The organism is Flavobacterium sp. UBA7663, assembly GCF_002483315.1.
Taxonomy (GTDB): domain Bacteria; phylum Bacteroidota; class Bacteroidia; order Flavobacteriales; family Flavobacteriaceae; genus Flavobacterium.
Genome location: NZ_DLHR01000027.1, coordinates 40162 through 60585 on the forward strand (window position 1 = coordinate 40162; position 20424 = coordinate 60585).

Sequence of the window (20424 nt, forward strand, 5' to 3'; positions counted from 1 at the left end):
TAAATAATTGGTTAATAAAATAAATTTGATTTTTTAAGAAACGCTTTCAATTAATAAATGAAAGCGTTCCGTTTTATTGTTTAATGAATTTTACTGTTTTTACTTCATTACCAGATGTAACTTTTAACAAATAAGTTACATTAGATAAATTGGAAACATCTATTGAAATTTGGTTACTGTTTACCGTTTTTGTAATAACTTCTTGACCTAATAAGTTGTATATAGAAACAGTTGTAATTACTTTATCAAATGAAAGGTTTAAAATGTCTTTTACAGGATTTGGATAAAGCTTCAAATTTTTTATTGAGAATGATTCCGAAGTAAGCATTTGGGTTGTAAATGAACCGCCCGAAACCCAATCGGTTTGTGTGTTGCCACAAATAGATTTTACCCAAAAATAATACGTAGTGTTTGGTGTTAAATTATTCAAAACAGCAAAAGTATCTGTTGTTGTTCCTGTGATTGCATTTGCAGAAAATGGGTCGTTTACAGTACTGTAACAATATACATAGCCATTGCTCGGAGTAGGTGTAGCTTCTACCCATGCAATATTTACAACTGTTGCCGATTCAGGATCTGTAAATAATTGCGTAGGAGCGTTACATTGAGATTCTGGATATGTGGTAAACGATCCACCTGAAACCCAATCGGTTTGTGTTTGTCCACAATTTGATTTTACCCAAAAATAATAGGTGGTGTTTGGCGATAAATTGGTTAATTCTACAAAAGTATCTGTCGTCGTTCCTGTTATTGCATTTGCAGAAAAAGGATCGTTTACAGTACTATAACAATAAACATAGCCATTACTCGGTGTAGGTGTAGCTTCTACCCATGCAATATTATTGGTTGTCGACGTTAAACCATCGTAAAATAATTGTGTTGGTGCATTACATCCGGATGCTGGATATGTGGTAAACGAACCTCCAGAAGCCCAATCTGTTTGTGTTTGTCCACAATTAGATTTTACCCAAAAATAATAGGTGGTGTTTGGCGTTAAATTGGTTAATTCTACAAAAGTTTCTGTCGTCGTTCCTGTGATTGCATTAGCAGAAAACGGATCATTTACAGTACTATAACAATACACATAGCCGTTGCTCGGTGTAGGTGTAGCTTCTACCCATGCAATGTTATTGGTTGTCGACGTTAAACCATCGTAAAATAATTGTGTTGGTTCGTTACATCCTGATGCTGGATATGTGGTAAACGAACCTCCAGAAGCCCAATTAGATTGTGTTGCGCCACAATTAGATTTTACCCAAAAATAATAAGTGGTGTTTGGTAATAAATTGTTTAATTCCGCATAAATCTCCGTCGTTGTTCCTGTTATTGCATTTGCAGAAAACGGATCGTTTACAGTACTATAACAATAAACATAGCCATTGCTTGGCGCAGGATTTGGTGCCGTCCATGCAATATTATTTGAAGTCGAAGTTAAACCATCATAAAATAGTTGCGTTGGAGCATTACAAACTGAAATTGTAGAACATGTAATAGATCTTACTCTGTTTGTGTTTTGAGTTCCACAACTAGAATTGGCATTCAAATGGTATCTAACTACTCCAGAAGTTGTACCAGATAACCAAGTTAAAGGAGTTAAACCACTGGCTAAAACCGCTGTTCCTGTTGCATTAGTTATGGTAATAAAATCTGTGGAAACTGAACTTCTAAAAGTATATTGTTTATTTGACAAGATATTTACATTTGAATATTCTCCTGCATAAGCATCTGCAACGATTTGTTCTGTATTTCCTGTACAAGCAGGTGTAAAAGTTGCATCAGGATATAATCCATAAATTGCACCGTTACAAGTTAATGCAGGTGGTGTAGTAAAATTACCACCAGAAACCCAAACACCAGTTGTAGCTCCACAGTTAGAGCGTACCCAGTAGTAATAAGTAGTACCTGCTGCAACATTCAAATAGAGAGTAGTATTTAAGTTAGTTGTACTAAATAAGGTAGGAGTAGAATTTGCAGTAGGGGCGATATTGGCTGTAACAATATAAATATCATAATGAGAAGAAGGCACTGGTGATGCCGCTGTCCAAGTCATTTTACAAGAATTGGATGTTATATTTGATACCACTAAATTTGAAGGTGGTACACAGTTTGATGCATCCGCACATCGAATATAACGAGACCTTTCCACTTGTTCACTACCACAACTAGCGTTGGAATGAAGGTAATAACGAATAACACCTGTAGTACTTCCAGAATCCCAAATTACAGGTTGTACTCCGCTTGCATAAGTGACAGTTCCAGTTGCATTTGTAATTGTGATATAATCTGTTGTTACAGAACTTGAAAACGAATATTGTCTGTTTGCGATTACATTCACATTGCTGTATTCGCCTGCATAACTTTGACTGGTTAATGTCTCATAGTTTCCACTACAGTTTGGTGTATAAGTGTTAGCTGGAAACAATCCATACGTTGCAGTAGTACATTGCGCAACAGCATTAGGAATGAAGTACAAAAATGCCAATAGGCAGAGTAAAGTAATTCTTTTTTTCATATTTTCGGTCTTGATTTTATTTTACACCAAAACTATGAGATAAGAAGTACTAGACCAATTTATATATTGGACTATTTATAAATAATCAGAAGATTAAAAGAGAATTATCTTATTGATTTTTAAATACTTAATCGGTATTTTCTAATTTTTCAATATAATAATTAGGAGAAAGACCTGTTTGCTTTTTAAAAACACGAACAAGAGTATTGGCATCTTTATAACCTACTTCCTCTGCAATAGCTTGCAATGTATATTTACGAAAATAGGGAGCATCTTTCAGCTTTTTAAGTACGTAATGAATTCGCAATTCTTGCGAATATTCTGAAAATGTTTTTTGGATTACCTGATTGAAATATTGTGACAAATAAGCGGTATTTGTATTTAATTTTTTTGCCACAAAAGCCAACTTGAAGTTAGGATCTAAGAAAATTTCTTTTTGCTCTAATTTTTTTAAACCTATTGCTATTTTTTCAATAAGCTCTTCATCAATTATTTGTTTTGGTTGGGCTTCAACTTTTTCAATTTGAAGATTACTAATTTCTGAAGTTTTAGATTCTTTTAGGTTTTGAATAATTTTTAAAAATCGATAATGTTTTTCTTTCTGGTTTTTGTAATAATAATAAAAACTATAAACTACTACGGCAAAAAGAATCAAAATACCAAAAAGCGATATTTTAAAATAATTCTTAGATGCAATAACTTTATTAGACTCTTCCTTTATTTTGTTCAAATCGTAATTATGAAGAAAATTTAAAGATTTACTTTTTATACCTTCTATTGATTGAATTAATTCTAAACTTTTTTGAGCGTAGCGATACGCATTTTTAGTGTCATTTTTCTCATTATAACATTGTGTCATAATGTTATAAGTCATTAATAAATTTTCTTTAGAAACTTTAGTTACTTGATAACTTTCAACATATTTTTTACAATAGAAAAGTGCCGAATCAACTTGCTTTAAATGATGAAAACAATCGGCCATCCCTAAATCGAACAACTGCTCTGTTCTTATATTATCCTGAATAACAGGATACTTTTTTCTCTTTCTATATAACGATAATGATTTGTCGTAATTTCCTGCTAAAGCGGCACTTTTTGCTTCGCGCATGCTTAATAATGCTTTGGTGTACTCAGGTTGAAAATTATCTTGTAACATCATTGTTGCTGCTACATTAAAGTAATGATTTGCAGAATCTAACAACACGGTTTTCTTCGAATGAATATAATACTTTTGATAAGCTTCGCCAATAATATTATATTTATCTGCAAACAGTTTCTTGTTCATTACTTTTTTTTCACCTACTCCCAATTTTAAGTGATGAGAAGTTTTTAATTCTCTCTTTAACAAAGCAATTCCATTTACATAATCGCCCATAGCAACCTTAATTGAGCCATATTGTTCGTTAAAATGATTATTGGGTACACTATTTTTATGTTTGTCAAGATAAAACAATGCTAAGTCATATTCTCCTAAATTTTTATGTATATAAAACAGTTTGTTTACACACATTCCAAGCAAATCTTGATATACTTTACTTGATTTATCCATCTTGCTTTTTTCAATGCTTTCTATAAGTATGATAAGCAATTTCTTTGAGTAAGTAAACTCTGACTTGTTGTAAAAATAATTGGCTACGTAATATTTGCCATAAAAACGAAATAATTCGTTTTTTGAATTACTAATTTCCAAGGCTTCTGCATACGCTTTTTCAGGATTTGATATAAGATTTTCCTGAATACTACGAGTTCTACTAATTTCTGATTCACTCAATTCTTGAGCAAAGATCAAATTAATAGATAATAGTAATAAGACAGAAAAAATAAATTTATGCATCTTGAAAAATTGGTAACTCAACCTGAAAATTACAGTGCGCTAAAATAAGAATAAAACTACACAACTTTGGAAATTATTTCCAAGATTAACTTTTACCATTTTCAAATTGTATTATCTAAACTCAGGATTTTTAGTAAAGAAAAATCCCAAACTCAATATGAATTTGGGATTATTTTATTTGAATGAATTTTGATTATAATTCTAAGGCTTTTTTCACATTTCCACCCATTAATAATTCTGCTGGGTTTTCTAATGCTTCTTTAACTGCTACTAAGAATCCAACCGACTCACGTCCGTCGATGATTCTGTGGTCGTATGATAAGGCAACGTACATAACTGGAGCAATTACGATTTGACCATTTTTAACGATAGCTCTTTCTACCACATTGTGCATTCCTAAGATACCAGATTGTGGAGGATTGATGATTGGCGTAGATAACATACTTCCAAAAACACCACCATTAGAAATTGTGAATGTTCCACCTGTCATTTCATCAACTGTGATTTGTCCATCACGCGCTCTGATTGCTAATCTTTTGATTTCTGCTTCAACACCTCTGAAAGATAACGTTTCTGCATTTCTCATAACTGGAACCATTAATCCTTTTGGACCAGAAACCGCTACTGAAATATCACAGAAGTCATAAGAAATTTTCTCTTGACCATCAATCATTGAATTTACATCTGGATACAATTGTAAAGCACGGGTTACAGCTTTTGTAAAGAATGACATGAAACCTAATCCTAAACCATGTTTTGCTTTGAACTCTTCTTTGTATTGATCACGTAAAGCGTAAATAGCTGTCATGTCAACTTCGTTGAAAGTAGTTAACATCGCTGTTTCGTTTTTAGCTGAAACTAAACGTTCAGCTACTTTTCTACGTAACATAGAAAGTTTTGTTCTTTCCGAACCACGGTTTCCACCTGTTGGTGTTCCCATTGATGGTACTGCGTTTACAGCGTCATCTTTAGTGATTCTTCCACCTTTACCTGTTCCAACGATGTCAGAAGGCTCGATGTTTTTCTCGTCTAATATTTTTCTAGCTGCTGGAGATGGCGCTTGCGTTGCGTATGTTTTTTCTGCTACAGGAGCTGCTTTTGGAGCCTCAGCTTTTGGAGCTTCAACCGTTTTTGCTTCTTCTTTTACTGGAGCACCATCTTCTGGTTTTGCTGCACCTGTATCGATTAAACAAACTACAGCACCAACTGCTACTGCATCACCTTCTTCTGCTTTTAATGTAATGATTCCACTTGCTTCAGCTGGCAATTCTAATGTTGCTTTGTCTGAATCAACCTCAGCAATCGCTTGGTCTTTTTCTACATAATCACCATCTTTTACTAACCATGTAGCAATTTCTACTTCTTTAATTGATTCCCCTGGAGAAGGGACTTTCATTTCTAAAATCATATCTTTTTATTTAAAAAGTTTACCCTTCGACAAGCTCAGGGTGATAATTGAGTTGTTTTTTATTGAAATAATGTTTTATCAAAAACCATTGCAATGGCATTCTTTTGACGTTTTTTAGAACGTTCATAACTACCCGCTGCTGGTGCACTATATGCTTTTGGCGAAGCTAATCTTAATTTTACTAAATCGAAATTCATTAACATATAAGAATAAGCTCCCATGTTTTTAGGCTCTTCTTGTGCCCAAACATAATCGTCAACATTTGGGTAACTGTCGATAATCGCTTTGATTTGGTCAACTGCTAATGGGAACAATTGTTCTAAACGAACAACCGCCACATCGTTTCTACCTAATTCTTCTCTTTGTGCAATGATGTCAAAATATACTTTTCCTGTACAGAAAACCAATGTTTTAATCACTTTCTTATCAGCAACATTTGGATCATCTAACACTTCTTGGAATTGTCCGTTTGCTAATTCTTCCATTGAAGATACTACATCTGGATGACGTAATAAACTTTTTGGAGAAAATACTACTAATGGCTTACGGAATTCTGTTTTTAACTGTCTTCTCATTAAATGGAAGAAGTTAGCTGGTGAAGTTACATCGGCAATATACATGTTGTGTTTTGCACACATTTGTAAATAACGCTCCATACGTGCTGATGAATGTTCTGCTCCTTGGTTTTCATAACCGTGAGGCAATAACATTACCAATCCGTTTTGGTTGTTCCATTTATCTTCACCTGCAGAAATGTATTGGTCAATCATAATTTGAGCTCCGTTAGAGAAATCTCCAAACTGTGCTTCCCAAATTACTAAAGATTTTGGCGATGCTAACGCATATCCGTATTCAAAACCTAAAACACCATATTCTGAAAGGTGCGAATTGTAGATATAAAAGTTTCCTTTTTTATCTTTTATTTTGTCTAAAAGAATTACTTCTTCTTCTGAATCTTCTACTTTAACTACAGCATGACGGTGTGAGAATGTTCCACGTTCAACGTCTTGCCCAGAAATACGCACGTCAAAACCTTCTGACATTAGAGAACCATAAGCTAATAATTCGCCCATTGCCCAATCTAATTTATTGGTCTCAACCATGTTTTTTCTATCACCAATTAACTTCGTAATCTTACTGATGAATTTCTTATCAGCAGGAAGTTCAGTAATGGTTTTAGCGATTTCAGCTAATTGTTTTTTATCAAACTTAGTATCAAATTTTTGTAGCATTATATCATCCGAAACTTGTTTGTAACCTTCCCACTCATTTTCCATGAACGGTGTAATTACAGTTAAGTCTTTCTTACGAGAAGCTTCTAAATTCTCATCTAATTTTGCTTTGTAAGCTTCTTCTAATTCTTTTACAAATCCTGCCGAAATTACATTTTCTTGTGCTAATTTCTCAGCATAAATATCTCTTGGATTTTTATGTTTTGCAATTAATTTATATAAAACAGGTTGAGTAAAACGAGGCTCATCACCTTCGTTATGACCGTACTTTCTGTATCCTAATAAATCGATGAAAACGTCAGTTCCAAATTCCATACGGTAATCTAAAGCAAATAACATCGCATGAACAACCGCTTCTGCATCATCAGCATTTACGTGTAAAACTGGAGATAAGGTTACTTTAGCAATATCCGTACAATAAGTTGACGAACGTGCATCTAAGTAATTCGTTGTAAACCCAACTTGGTTATTGATTACTAAGTGAATTGTTCCACCCGTTTTATAACCATCTAATTTAGCCATTTGAATAATTTCATACACAATACCTTGACCAGCTACAGCGGCATCACCGTGAACGGCAATTGGTAATACTTTTGAAAAATCATTTGGATAATTTCTATCTTGTTTTGCTCTTGTAATTCCTTCAATAACTGCGCCCACTGTTTCTAAGTGCGAAGGATTTGGAGCTAAATTTAAGTTGATTTTTTTACCTGAATCAGTTACTCTATCAGAAGTTAAACCTAAGTGATATTTTACGTCACCATCAAAGTTAGCGTCTTCATCGTAGTCTTTTCCGTCGAATTCAGAGAAGATATTTTGAGTATTTTTTCCAAAAATGTTTGCCAATACATTCAAACGACCTCTGTGTGCCATTCCCATTACGAATTGCTCTACGCCTTTATCAGCAGCAGCTTCCACTAAAGCGTCTAAAGCAGGAATAACCGCTTCACAACCTTCTAATGAGAAACGCTTTTGACCTACATATTTGGTATGTAAGAAGTTTTCGAAAGAAACTGCTTCGTTTAATTTTTTAAGAATGTGTTTTTTCTTGTCAGCAGAAAAGTTTGGTAAATTATCGTTGATGTCTAAACGATTTTTTATCCATTCTAATTTGTGCGGTTCGCGAATGTACATGTATTCCACTCCGATAGATTGGCAATACACGTTCTCTAAATGCTTAACAATTTCAGCCAAAGTACAAGGCTTCATGTTAACCATTTTAGCAGCATCAAAAACCGTATTCAAATCGGCTTGAGATAAACCAAAATTTTCAAGTGCTAATGAAGGTCCGTGAAGTCTTCTGTCTCTTACAGGATTTGTTTTTGTGAATAAATGCCCGCGTGTTCTATATCCTTCAATTAATTTCAGAACATTGAACTCTTTTTGCATTTTTTCAGAAATTTCTCCTGAATCGCCTGAAGCTACTTGAACTACTTGTGCGGCAAATTCTTCAGAACCATAACCCGCTTGTGCGAAGTCAAATCCTTGAAAAAAACTTCTCCAGCTTGGCTCTACGCTATCTGGATTTTGTAAATATTGTTCGTATAAATCTGCAAAAAATGCAGTATGTGCAGCGTTTAAAAAGGAAAACCTATCCATAGTGTGTTGTCGGTAAGACCTATTAATTAAAAATTTTACGCAAAAGTAAAACATTTTATGATAATCTTTCAAGGATTTTTATACTTTTATAACATTAATTTTTTCAAAACTGATTTATGAAAAAGAATTCCGTAATAAATTTAACACTTTTACTAACTATTGTGTTTTTATTTGGTTTTAATTCTGAAATTTCTGCACAAGAAAACACCGAAATGAAAACAAAAAGTGATTTTTGGAACCATGTACAATTTGGTGGTGGATTAGGCTTAGGAGTTGGCAATGGCTATGCTGATATTATGGTTGCGCCAAGCGCTATTTACAACTTTAATCAATACGTGTCAGCGGGTTTAGGCGTACAATATAATTATGTAAAACAACGTGATTTATACAAAGCGAATATGTATGGAGGAAGCGTAGTTGCTTTATTTAATCCAATCGAAGAATTACAAATTTCAACCGAATTAGAACAATTGAGAGTCAACAGAACTTTTAATGATTCATTTGAAAACGATTCTCAAGATTTTTGGAATACCGCTTTGTTTGTTGGTGCAGGATATCGAAATGATAATATAACTTTTGGAATTAGATACAATGTTTTGCACAAAGACAGAGATAATATTTACGCAGAAGCTTTTATGCCTTTTGTGAGAATATTTTTTTAATACTTGTTACGAAACCAAACCTTTTGCCACTCGCGTTTTAACACTAAAAAAGCAACTTGCTCCGATAATTCAACCAAATCAGAACCATCTAACTTTTTGATTTGATCTTCTGGAACATCTATGATATAAAGCAAATTCAAGTATTCAGCAAATTTGTATTGAATGAGTTTGTAGATTTTTTCTTGTATCAAATTCTTAAATTCAAACGGAAAAATACTTGTTGGAACATCAATAGATTCATTCGCCAAAGCAAAATCTTTATTTACTTGCTCAATAAGCTTGAAGTACAAATGTTCTTCTTCGGCTTGCGAAATTAAGGCATCAATATTTGCTGGTGGATTATACATATTCAAGTTCAATTACAAGTTCAAAAGTCAAGTTCAATTACAAGTTTTAAAATTGAATTTTGAACTTGATATTGTCATTGCTCTTGATTACACGTTTCTTCCCATTAAATTCTCACCAAAAGCTTTTAAAACGGCTTTCTTTTCATTTTCAATATCCATTTTTTCTAAGGTTTCAAATGCTCTGAAAGTATAGTCTTGAATCGCTTTTTTTGTAGCTTCACTTGCTCCTGAAGCATTAAAAATAGCTTTTACTGATTCTATTTTATCTGTGTTTTCTGAAGGTTGAATCGAAAACAAATGCAATAATTGTTGCTTTTCTTCTGCTTTAGAAAACTCAATTGCTTTTAAGTATAAATAGGTTTTTTTGTTTTCGATAATGTCTCCACCCACTTGTTTTCCGAAGGTTTCTGGATTACCGAAAGCATCTAAATAATCGTCTTGTAATTGAAACGCAATTCCTAAATTCAGTCCGAAATCATAAATCAAATCGGCATTTCCCTCAGTAGTTTTGGCTACAATTGCTCCCATTTTCATAGCAGCACCAACTAAAACCGCTGTTTTATATTCAATCATTTTTAAATATTCAGGAACGGTAACATCATCGCGCATTTCGAAATCGACATCATATTGTTGTCCTTCACAAACTTCTAAAGCTGTTTTACTGAATAATTTGGCTAATTTTTGAAAAGTTGCTGGTTCATAATTTTCAAAAAATTGATACGCTAAAATCAGCATCGCATCACCCGATAAAATTCCAGTATTCAAATCCCACTTTTCATGAACGGTTTGATTGCCCCTTCTCAATGGCGCATCATCCATAATATCATCGTGAATTAATGAAAAATTATGAAATACCTCAACCGCAGTTGCTGCTGGAATGGCTTTTTCGCAATCTACATTAAAAACTTCGCTTGCCATTAAAGTCAAAACTGGTCGCATTCTTTTTCCGCCAAGCGATAAAATATACTCGATAGGTTCGTATAAATTTTTAGGCTCTTTGTTAGCAACAATTTGTGAAAAATGATTACTCATTTTTTCTTGATAGTACGATATAGAATGCATTATTTGAATTTTTTGCTAAAATACTCCAATATTATGAAACGACACGAATTAATCAAATGTTAAATTTATGCAAAAACACAGGAAACTATTTTGGTGTTAAAAGTTTCCGTTATACATTTGTACCCGAAAATAAAATCCAAAAAAGAGATTTTACTGTAAAAATGAAAGATAAAATTATAAATAAGGCTAAAGAAATGTTTTTGAGACTTGGTTTCAAAAGCATAACTATGGATGATATTGCTTGTGAAATGTGTATTTCAAAAAAAACGATTTACAAGTATTTCAGCAACAAAGATGTACTGATTGAAGAAAGTGTTGAATTAGTTCACAAAGAAGTTCATGAAACGATAGACAAAATTGTATCTAAAAACTTTAACGCAATTGAAGAAAATTTTGAAATCAAAAGAATGTTTAGAGAGATGTTCAAGGCCGCAGAATCTTCTCCAATTTATCAATTAAAAAAACACTATCCGGAGATTTATGACAAAGTACTAACCCAGCAAGTAAGCATTTGTGAAGATTGTTTTAGACAAAACATCATCAAAGGTATTAATGAGGGTTTATATAGAGAAAATTTAGACATTGATAATTATGTAAAATTTTATTACACCTTAATTTTCAATATTAACGAAAACACTATGCTAGAAAACGATGCTCATGAATTAGAAGTTAAAGCATTAGAATATCATATTAGAGCCATGGCTACATTAGCTGGAATTATTGAATTAGAAAAACACCTTAAAAACCCAATTATATAAACAATGAAGAAAACGATCCTCATAACATTATTAACTTTTACACTGTCAGTAAGTGCGCAAGAAGTGGCACCACTAACATTAAAAGACGCTATCACTTTTGCGCTTGAAAACAAAGCAGAAGCTAAAAAAGCAAAATTAGAAGTCGAAAATAGTGAATATAAAATTCAAGAAGTTCGCTCTAGAGCTTTACCGCAAATTTCGGCTAATGGAAGTTTGAATTATAATCCTATTTTACAAACAACGGTAATAGATGGAGATAATTTTGGTGCTCCAGGAACAACTATTCAAGCTGCCTTTGGGCAAAAATGGAATTCTGGAGCTGGTGTTTCTTTAAATCAAGCTTTGTTTGATCAATCCGTATTTACAGGATTAAAAGCAGCTAAATCTACAAGAGAATTTTATCAAATAAACGCGCAATTAACCGAAGAACAAGTAATTGAACGTGTTGCAAATGCGTATTATCAAGTATATGTGCAACAACAAAAACTTATCGTCGTTGATAATAACTTGAAAAACACAAACAAAGTAAAAGACATAATTAAAGGACAATTTGATAATGGTTTGGCTAAAAAAATTGATTTAGATAGAATCACGGTTCGAGTAAATAATATCAATTCGCAACGCCAACAAATTTTAAATGCGATTTCGCTTCAAGAAAATGCTTTAAAATTTTACATGGGAATGCCGATGGAAAATAAAATAATTATTCCTAAAACAGCATTTGAAGTAACTCCACAAGATTTAACTTCATCAGCCGATGTAACTGGAAGAACAGAATATTTGTTACTAAAAAAACAAGAGCAATTATTAACGTACCAAAAAAAGGCAGCTCAAGCAGCATATTATCCAACACTTTCATTAAGCGGAAGTTATAATTATATTGGTCAAGGATCAGAAATGCCTCTTTTTGCAAAACCAGCAGATGGTGTTTATTGGTCTGATTATGCCTCAATTGGTTTAAATTTAAGAGTGCCACTTTTTGCAGGATTTGGAACAAGAGCAAAAGTAAGACAAGCAAATAATGCTTTGAATTCTTTAAAAGTTGATCTTGATGATACAAAATTAGCATTAGATTTAGCTTTTGATAATGCAAAAAAACAGCTTGAAAACAGTTTGATAACCATCAACAATCAAAAAGAAAACGCTCAACTTGCTCAAGAAGTGTTTAACAATACGAATAACAATTACACGCAAGGATTAGCTGCATTAACCGATTTATTAGATGCTGAAAATGCAATGGTTGAAGCACAAAACAATTATACCAATGCTATTTTAGAATACAAATTAGCAGAAATTCAATTTATAAAATCAAAAGGCGAACTAAAAACACTAACCAATAAATAATTAAAATGAAAAAGACAATTATAACCATAGTAATCATTTTAGCCTCATTAGGTTTAATCGGATTTATATTATCAAAAAACAAAACTGAGAACGAAGCTAAAACAGCAATTGTTGCAGAAAAAAATGCGTCGGTTTCAGTAAAAGTTGACACTGTAAAAACTGAAGAAGTTTCTTTAGATTTCGTATCAAACGGAAATTTTGAACCAATTCAAGAATTAAAATTTGCTGCTGAAAAGTCTGGAAAAGTAACTCAAGTTTTAGTAAAAGAAGGAGATTATGTAAAAGCAGGACAAACACTTGCTATTGTAAGAAGCGATGTTATAAACGTAAATGCGCAAAACGCAAATGCCGTGTATCAAAATGCTGTTGCAGATTACACAAGATTTGAAAATGCTTTTAAAACAGGTGGTGTAACAAAACAACAATTAGACCAAGCAAGATTAGCAATGGTAAATGCTAAAACAAATTTAACGCAAGCTAACATCAACGTAGGTGATACCAGAATTAAGGCACCAATTAATGGTTTTATCAATAAAAAATTCATTGAACCAGGATCTATTTTATCTGGAATGCCTCCAACAGAATTGTTCGAAATTGTAAACGTATCTAAATTAAAATTAAAAGTTACGGTTAATGAAAGTCAAGTGGCGAGCTTAAAAGTAGGAAGCGTAATTAAAATAGGTTCAAATGTGTATCCTGACAAAGAATTTACTGGAAAAATTACTTTTATTGCTCCAAAAGCAGATGCAAGTTTAAACTTTCCAGTTGAAATTGAAATTACAAACAATACTTCAAACGATTTAAAAGCAGGTATGTATGGAACAGCAAAATTTGCTTCAAACCAACAAAAACAAACTTTGAAAATTGTACCAAGAAATGCATTTGTTGGAAGTGTTAGCAGTAATGAAATTTTTGTGATTGAAAACGGAACAGCTAAACTTAAAAAAGTAACAGCAGGTAGAATTTTAGGAGACAAAGTAGAAATCTTAGAGGGATTATCTAATGGAGAAATTGTAATTGTAACCGGGCAAATCAACTTACAAGACGGAAACGCTGTTGAAGTTATTAAATAATAAAGACATATGAAATTAGCAGAAATATCGATAAAACGCCCGTCGTTAGTAATTGTATTGTTTACAATTCTAACACTTGGTGGACTGTTCAGTTATAGCAATTTAGGCTACGAATTGATTCCTAAATTTGAAACTAACGTAATCACAATTGCCACAATTTATCCTGGTGCATCGCCAAGTGAAATTGAAAATACAGTAACAAAAAAAATTGAAGATGCTGTAGCTTCTTTAGAAAACATCAAAAAAATTGATGCAAAATCGTACGAAAGTTTATCAACCGTATCCATCACATTAACTTCAAATGCTGATGTAAATGTTTCGATGAACGATGCGCAACGTAAAATTAACGCCATTATTAGTGATTTACCAGATGATGCAGAAACGCCTTCGTTAACTAAATTCTCCTTGAGTGATTTACCAATTATGACGATTGGTGCCAACGGAAAAATGGACGAAGTTGCTTTTTACGACTTAATTGATAAAAAATTAGCTCCGATTTTATCTCGTGTTCAAGGTGTTGCGCAAGTAAACATTATTGGTGGACAAGAGAGAGAAATTCAAGTAAATCTTGATGCTGTAAAAATGCAAGGTTACGGACTTTCAATTCCGCAAGTGCAACAAAATATTTTATCATCAAATTTGGATTTCCCTACAGGAAACATTCAAACGCGTGACCAAAAAATATTAATTCGTTTAGCCGGAAAATATAAAAATGTTGAAGAATTAAGAAACTTAATTGTGTCATCAAGAAACGGAATTCAAGTTCGTTTAGGTGATATTGCAGATGTTCAAGACACGCAAAAAATTGCTGAAAAAGTTGCTCGTGTAGATCAAAAAAGTGCTATTCTTTTACAAATTGTAAAACAATCCGATGCAAATGCTGTAGCGGTAAGTGAAGAATTGGTAAAAACCATCAACAAATTAGAAAACGATTATAAATCGAAAGGTTTACAATTAGAAATTGCAAAAGACAGTACTATTTTCACATTAGAAGCAGCTGATGCAGTGGTTCACGATTTACTTATTGCCGTTATATTAGTGGCATTAGTAATGTTGTTTTTCTTACACAGTGTTAGAAACTCATTAATTGTAATGGTTTCGATTCCTGCTTCGTTAATTGCAACTTTCATTGGAATTTACTTAATGGGATATACTTTAAACTTAATGAGTTTATTAGGATTATCATTAGTAGTTGGTATCTTGGTGGATGATGCCATTGTGGTATTGGAAAACATTTATCGCCACATGGAAATGGGTAAAAACAAAGTTCGTGCTGCTTATGATGGAACTGCTGAAATTGGTGGAACCGTTGTATCGATTACCTTAGTAATTGTGGTAGTATTTTTACCAATTGCAATGAGTACTGGATTAGTTTCTAACATTATTACGCAATTCTGTGTAACTGTTATTATCTCTACTTTATTGTCGTTAGTGGCTTCGTTTACTATTATTCCTTGGTTATCTTCTAGATATGGAAAATTAGAACACATTACTGGTAAGACCTTTTTTGGAAGAATTATCCTTGGATTTGAAAGCTATTTAACTCGTTTTACGGACTGGGTTTCAGGATTGTTGACTTGGTGTTTAGACCATTATATTAAAACATTCATTGTTGTTTTCACTTTATTTATTGCTTCAACAATAGGATTAATGGGTGGTGGATTTATTGGTGGTGAATTCTTCGCAGCTTCTGACAGTGGTGAATTTTTAGTTCAAATTGAAATGCCAAAAGACGCTTCGTTAGAACAAACCAATTTCATGACGCAAAAAGCAGAAGCTTTCCTGAAGAAAGAAGAATATGTTCACAGTCAAATTACTACTATTGGTCAAACTAGTGAAGGTTTAGGAGCATCTCAAGCAACCGCTTATAAATCGGAGATTAACGTAAAAATGGTTGGTTTAGACAAACGTGATGAACCTGCAAACGTATATGCTGCCAAAACAAAACGTAAACTAGAAAAAATCTTAGTTGGAGCAAAAGTTAAAACAGTTCCAGTAGGTATTTTAGGAACTGCTGAAGATGCTACTTTAGGTTTAATCGTTACAGGTCCAAATGTTGAAACAGCTATGGCATTTGCTAAAGCAGCTGAAAAAGAATTACGCACGATTCCTGGAGCAACAGAAATTGAATTATCGGTAGAAGATGGAAATCCAGAAGTAAACGTTCAAGTTGACAGAGATAAAATGGCTGCGCTTGGTTTAAGTTTACAAACTGTAGGTATGACCATGCAAACTGCATTTAGCGGAAATACTGATGGTAAATTTAGAGCTGGAGAATACGAATACGACATCAACATTAAATATAATGCATTCGACAGAAAAAGTATTGCCGATGTAAGTAACTTAATTTTCATTAACGATAGAGGCGAACAAATCAAATTAATACAATTTGCAACAGTAACTGAAAGTTCAGGTCCAAGTGAATTAGAAAGAAGAGACAAATCAGCATCGGTAACTGTAAAAGGTCAAAATGTGGGAGTTGCTTCGGGAACTATTGTATCGCAATGGCAAGAAAAAATTGATAAATTAGAAAAACCTACAGGTGTAGATTATATTTGGGGTGGTGATATGGAAAATCAATCTGAAGGTTTTGGAACACTTGGAATTGCTTTATTAGCCGCAATTATCTTGGTTTACCTTGTAATGGTTTCGTTATACGACAGTTTTGTGCATCCATTTGTAGTATTGTTTGCGATTCCGCTTTCATTTATTGGAGCCATGTTAGCTTTAGCTTTAACTAACAATACTTTGAATATTTTCACCATTCTGGGTATCATCATGCTAATTGGTCTGGTGTGTAAAAATGCGATTATGTTGGTGGATTATACGAATCAAAGACGTAAAGCAGGAGAAAGTATTAGAACCGCATTAATTCAAGCAAATCATGCAAGGTTACGTCCAATTTTAATGACTACGATTGCAATGGTATTTGGTATGTTCCCAATTGCATTAGCTTCTGGTGCTGGGGCAGAATGGAAAAACGGTTTAGCTTGGGTAATTATTGGTGGATTAATTTCATCGTTATTCTTAACCTTAATTGTGGTTCCTGTAATCTATGAAATCATGGAAAAAATAATCGCTAAATTCTCTAAAGGAGAAAAAACAGACTATGAAGCTGAAATGGTTGCCGATTATGAACACAAAGAATTAAGTGAAGATGGTTTTAACCCAAAACACACTTTATAAAAACAAAAAAGTCCCGATTAAATCGGGACTTTTTTTATACTTAAAATAGAATTAGTTTTTAACTAATACGTCTTTTGACCATTTTTTTACTTCAGCAATTCTGCTTTCAGAAAAATCAACTTCGCTTAATGAAGCATCACTCCAAAAAAACCATTTTCCGGTTTTAGCACCTTTATTATATTCTCCAATAGATTGTTTAGAACCATCTTCGTTATAAGCCATCCATTTTCCATGTAATTTTCCGTCTAAGTAATACCCTTCTTGTTTTACTTGTCCGTTATCATAATAATATGTTGCTTTTACCATTTGGTCAACCACTTCAAATTTTGGTTTTACTTCTTGTGCAAATGACAAACTCGAAACCAATAAAACTACTGCAATAACTACTTTTTTCATACTCTTTTCTTTTTTAGGTTAACATTACAGTAACAAATATAAAATTTATTTTACAATAAAAAAACTTTTGCTTAACAATTTGGTAACATTAGATAAAAACTTAACATTGAAAAAGCCAATACGTAATGTATTGGCTTTAAATAAGATATAAAAAATCGTTATAATTACTTCACTAAATCATCTAATAATTCCGTTAAAGATGCAGATGAAGGACGGGCAGCATCTGCTTTTATTACTTTACCATCAGGTCCTATTAAAATAAATCTTGGAATTGAATTAATTCCAAAAGCTTTGATAAAATCTGAAGTCCAGTTTTTGTCTGCAAACAATTGAATTCCTCCCAATTCTTTAGAAACTACCATTTTTTTCCATTTCTCATAATCCTTTTCTGTATCAACAGAAATACTCACAAACTCGATATTCTTTCCGTGATATTTTGCTTCTACTTTCTTTAAATGAGGAATCTCAGCCAAACAAGGTCCACACCAAGTAGCCCAAACATCAATATATACATATTTTCCTTTTAAATCTTCTAACTTGGTTTTTCCTCCTTTGTGATTTTCGTAATCAAATGATGGAGAAACAATGCCTTCCATTTTCTTAGCCGCCACTTTTTGATTATAATAATCTAACAAGAATTTTTCTTCTTGATCAAATGAAGGGCGTAACATTTTTACTAAAGTTTCATCCAAGCTTTTTCCATCAATCATGCTAATATCATTCGCTTTCTTTTTAGCTAATGCATCTTTAAAAGTAGCTTCGTCAGCATCAAATAAAGCTTCTAGCTCCATCTCAAACTTTTCATCAGACAATGCTTTTTTAGCTAGATAGTTGTTTTCATTAGCACCATTTCCTTTGTAAACAATAGTTTCATCAAAATCTTTAGTATCTAATGTTAACTTTAAATCGTAACCATTTTTCAAAAACATAGTAGTTCCTTCATTACCATCGTTCAAACGATACAATCCTCCATCTTTTGAAGCTTCAAAAGTGGTTTGAAATTCTCCTTTTTTATTAATCCCAACTTTTTGTTTAAAAGATCTTCCCGAAGAAATAGTAATCGTGTCCGAAAATCTATTGGCGATTTTGACGTTTAAAGAAACCGTATTAGTAGTATTTTGAGCAAATCCAGAAAGAATTGCTACAAAAAACAAAAAGAATGCTTTTTTCATGTTTTAAAAGTGTTATTTATTGATTCAAATCTATTAAAATTAAACGAATAAAATTAATATTTGTTACTACATTTGCAAAAAATTTCAAGAAATGTACAGAAGTCATAACTGTGGCGAATTAAACGCTTCACACATCAATACAGAAGTTACCCTTGCAGGTTGGGTTCAAAAATCGAGAGATAAAGGATTTATGATTTGGGTTGATTTACGTGACCGTTATGGTATCACGCAATTAATCTTTGATGAACAAAGAACCGACAAAGCCGTTATTGAAAAGGCAAAATCTTTAGGAAGAGAGTTTGTTATTCAAATTAAAGGAACTGTTATTGAGCGCGTTTCTAAAAACCCAAATATGGCAACTGGTGACGTTGAAATCTTAGTTACCGAATTAACTATTTTAAACGAAGCACAATTGCCTCCATTTACTATCGAAGATGAAACCGATGGTGGCGAAGATATTCGTATGAAATATCGTTACTTAGATATCAGAAGAAATCCGGTTAAAAACAACTTATTGTTCCGTCATAAAGTATCAATGGAAGTTAGAAAATATCTTTCTGACCAAGGTTTTTGTGATGTAGAAACACCATATTTAATTAAATCTACTCCAGAAGGTGCGCGTGATTTCGTAGTACCAAGTAGAATGAATGAAGGTCAATTTTACGCACTTCCTCAATCACCACAAACGTTTAAACAATTATTGATGGTAGGTGGAATGGATAAATATTTCCAAATTGTGAAATGTTTCCGTGACGAAGATTTACGTGCTGACCGTCAACCAGAATTTACACAAATCGACTGTGAAATGGCATTCGTAGAGCAGGAAGATATTTTAGATATGTTCGAAGGCTTAACACGTCATTTACTAAAAGAAATCAAAGGAATTGAAGTAGATAAATTCCCAAGAATTACTTACGATTACGCCATGAAAACCTACGGTAATGACAAACCAGATATTCGTTTTGAAATGAAATTTGGAGAGTTAAATGCTGTAGCTCAACATAAAGATTTCCCAGTATTCAATTCAGCTGAATTAGTAGTCGGAATAGCTGCGCCAGGTTGTGCAAATTATACCAGAAAAGAAATTGATGCTTTAATTGATTGGGTAAAACGCCCTCAAGTTGGAGCATTAGGAATGGTTTATGTAAAATGTGAAGAAGATGGAACTTTCAAATCATCTGTAGATAAATTCTACGATCAAGAAGATTTGAAAAAATGGGCAGAAATTACTAACGCAAAACCAGGCGATTTAATTTTAGTATTATCAGGAAAGGCAGATAAGACAAGAACACAATTATCGGCACTTCGTATGGAAGTTGCAACGCGTTTAGGTTTGAGAAAATCAGACGAATTTGCGCCATTATGGGTTGTAGATTTCCCTTTATTAGAATGGGATGAAGAAAGCGGAAGATACCACGCAATGCACCATCCGTTTACTTCTCCAAAACCAGAAGACATGGCATTAATTGAAACTGAACCAGGAAAAGTTCGTGCTAATGCTTATGACATGGTATTAAACGGAAACGAAATTGGCGGAGGTTCTATTCGTATTCATGACAGAGAATTACAAAGTAGAATGTTTGATTTATTAGGATTCAGCAAAGAACAAGCTCAAGCTCAATTCGGATTTTTAATGAATGCGTTTGAATTTGGAGCGCCACCACACGGTGGTTTAGCTTTTGGATTGGATAGATTGGTTTCTATTTTAGGCGGACAAGAAACGATTCGAGATTTTATTGCTTTCCCTAAAAACAACTCAGGAAGAGATGTAATGATTGATGCTCCTTCAACAATTGATGAAGCACAATTACAAGAATTACATATTAAACTAAGATAAAA

General features: G+C 33.0%; 14 protein-coding genes. 6 read left to right on the forward strand and 8 right to left on the reverse strand.

Features of this window, described 5'->3' with window-relative positions; genetic code table 11:
• Window positions 1–73: 73 nt before the first annotated feature.
• The 4 genes from B2741_RS11675 to B2741_RS11690 all read right to left on the reverse strand — a co-directional run bounded on the left by B2741_RS11675 (window position 74) and on the right by B2741_RS11690 (window position 8585).
• Entirely contained in the window at window positions 74–2512 is a 2439-nt protein-coding gene (locus B2741_RS11675) for a fibronectin type III domain-containing protein (protein ID WP_291139039.1), read from the reverse strand.
• Window positions 2513–2639: 127 nt separating this feature from the next.
• Window positions 2640–4346, reverse strand: a complete 1707-nt coding sequence (locus B2741_RS11680; RefSeq protein ID WP_291139042.1) for a helix-turn-helix domain-containing protein — start codon at window positions 4344–4346, stop codon at window positions 2640–2642.
• Between the two features lie 193 nt (window positions 4347–4539).
• Window positions 4540–5754 (reverse strand): 2-oxoglutarate dehydrogenase complex dihydrolipoyllysine-residue succinyltransferase, encoded by a 1215-nt coding sequence (odhB, locus tag B2741_RS11685; protein WP_291139045.1) that lies wholly within the window; start codon window positions 5752–5754, stop codon window positions 4540–4542.
• 59 nt (window positions 5755–5813) lie between these two features.
• Window positions 5814–8585, reverse strand: coding sequence for a 2-oxoglutarate dehydrogenase E1 component (locus B2741_RS11690; protein WP_291139048.1), 2772 nt, complete (start codon window positions 8583–8585; stop codon window positions 5814–5816).
• Window positions 8586–8701: 116 nt separating this feature from the next.
• Between B2741_RS11690 and B2741_RS11695 the strand changes: the two genes are divergently transcribed.
• Window positions 8702–9247: a hypothetical protein gene (locus B2741_RS11695; RefSeq protein WP_291139051.1), complete on the forward strand. Its 546-nt coding sequence runs from the start codon at window positions 8702–8704 to the stop codon at window positions 9245–9247.
• Here the strand turns inward: B2741_RS11695 and B2741_RS11700 are convergent.
• Window positions 9244–9594, reverse strand: coding sequence for a hypothetical protein (locus tag B2741_RS11700; RefSeq protein WP_291139054.1), 351 nt, complete (start codon window positions 9592–9594; stop codon window positions 9244–9246). The genes B2741_RS11695 and B2741_RS11700 overlap by 4 nt on opposite strands.
• 87 nt (window positions 9595–9681) lie before the next feature.
• Window positions 9682–10656: a polyprenyl synthetase family protein gene (locus tag B2741_RS11705; RefSeq protein ID WP_291139057.1), complete on the reverse strand. Its 975-nt coding sequence runs from the start codon at window positions 10654–10656 to the stop codon at window positions 9682–9684.
• Window positions 10657–10817: 161 nt separating this feature from the next.
• Between B2741_RS11705 and B2741_RS11710 the strand changes: the two genes are divergently transcribed.
• The 4 genes from B2741_RS11710 to B2741_RS11725 are packed head-to-tail and all read left to right on the forward strand — an operon-like array spanning window position 10818 to window position 17017.
• The gene (locus B2741_RS11710) at window positions 10818–11414 is read left to right on the forward strand and encodes a TetR/AcrR family transcriptional regulator (RefSeq protein ID WP_291139060.1); all 597 of its coding nucleotides are present in this window, start codon (window positions 10818–10820) and stop codon (window positions 11412–11414) included.
• Between the two features lie 3 nt (window positions 11415–11417).
• Entirely contained in the window at window positions 11418–12758 is a 1341-nt protein-coding gene (locus B2741_RS11715) for a TolC family protein (protein WP_291139063.1), read from the forward strand.
• Between the two features lie 5 nt (window positions 12759–12763).
• Window positions 12764–13831 (forward strand): efflux RND transporter periplasmic adaptor subunit, encoded by a 1068-nt coding sequence (locus B2741_RS11720; protein ID WP_291139066.1) that lies wholly within the window; start codon window positions 12764–12766, stop codon window positions 13829–13831.
• 9 nt (window positions 13832–13840) lie between these two features.
• Entirely contained in the window at window positions 13841–17017 is a 3177-nt protein-coding gene (locus B2741_RS11725; protein ID WP_291139069.1) for an efflux RND transporter permease subunit, read from the forward strand.
• Window positions 17018–17068: 51 nt separating this feature from the next.
• On the opposite strand, the gene B2741_RS11730 is transcribed toward B2741_RS11725, so the two are convergent.
• Both B2741_RS11730 and B2741_RS11735 read right to left on the reverse strand, forming a co-directional pair.
• The gene (locus B2741_RS11730) at window positions 17069–17413 is read right to left on the reverse strand and encodes a toxin-antitoxin system YwqK family antitoxin (protein WP_291139071.1); all 345 of its coding nucleotides are present in this window, start codon (window positions 17411–17413) and stop codon (window positions 17069–17071) included.
• Window positions 17414–17577: 164 nt separating this feature from the next.
• Complete coding sequence (locus tag B2741_RS11735) at window positions 17578–18585, reverse strand: TlpA family protein disulfide reductase (protein ID WP_291139074.1); 1008 nt, start codon at window positions 18583–18585, stop codon at window positions 17578–17580.
• Between the two features lie 91 nt (window positions 18586–18676).
• Here B2741_RS11735 and aspS point away from each other — a divergent pair, with 91 nt between their 5' ends.
• Window positions 18677–20422 carry an aspartate--tRNA ligase gene (gene aspS, locus B2741_RS11740; protein ID WP_291139077.1) on the forward strand — a complete coding sequence of 582 codons (1746 nt, stop codon included), beginning with the start codon at window positions 18677–18679 and terminating at the stop codon, window positions 20420–20422.
• The last annotated feature ends 2 nt before the right edge of the window (window positions 20423–20424 follow it).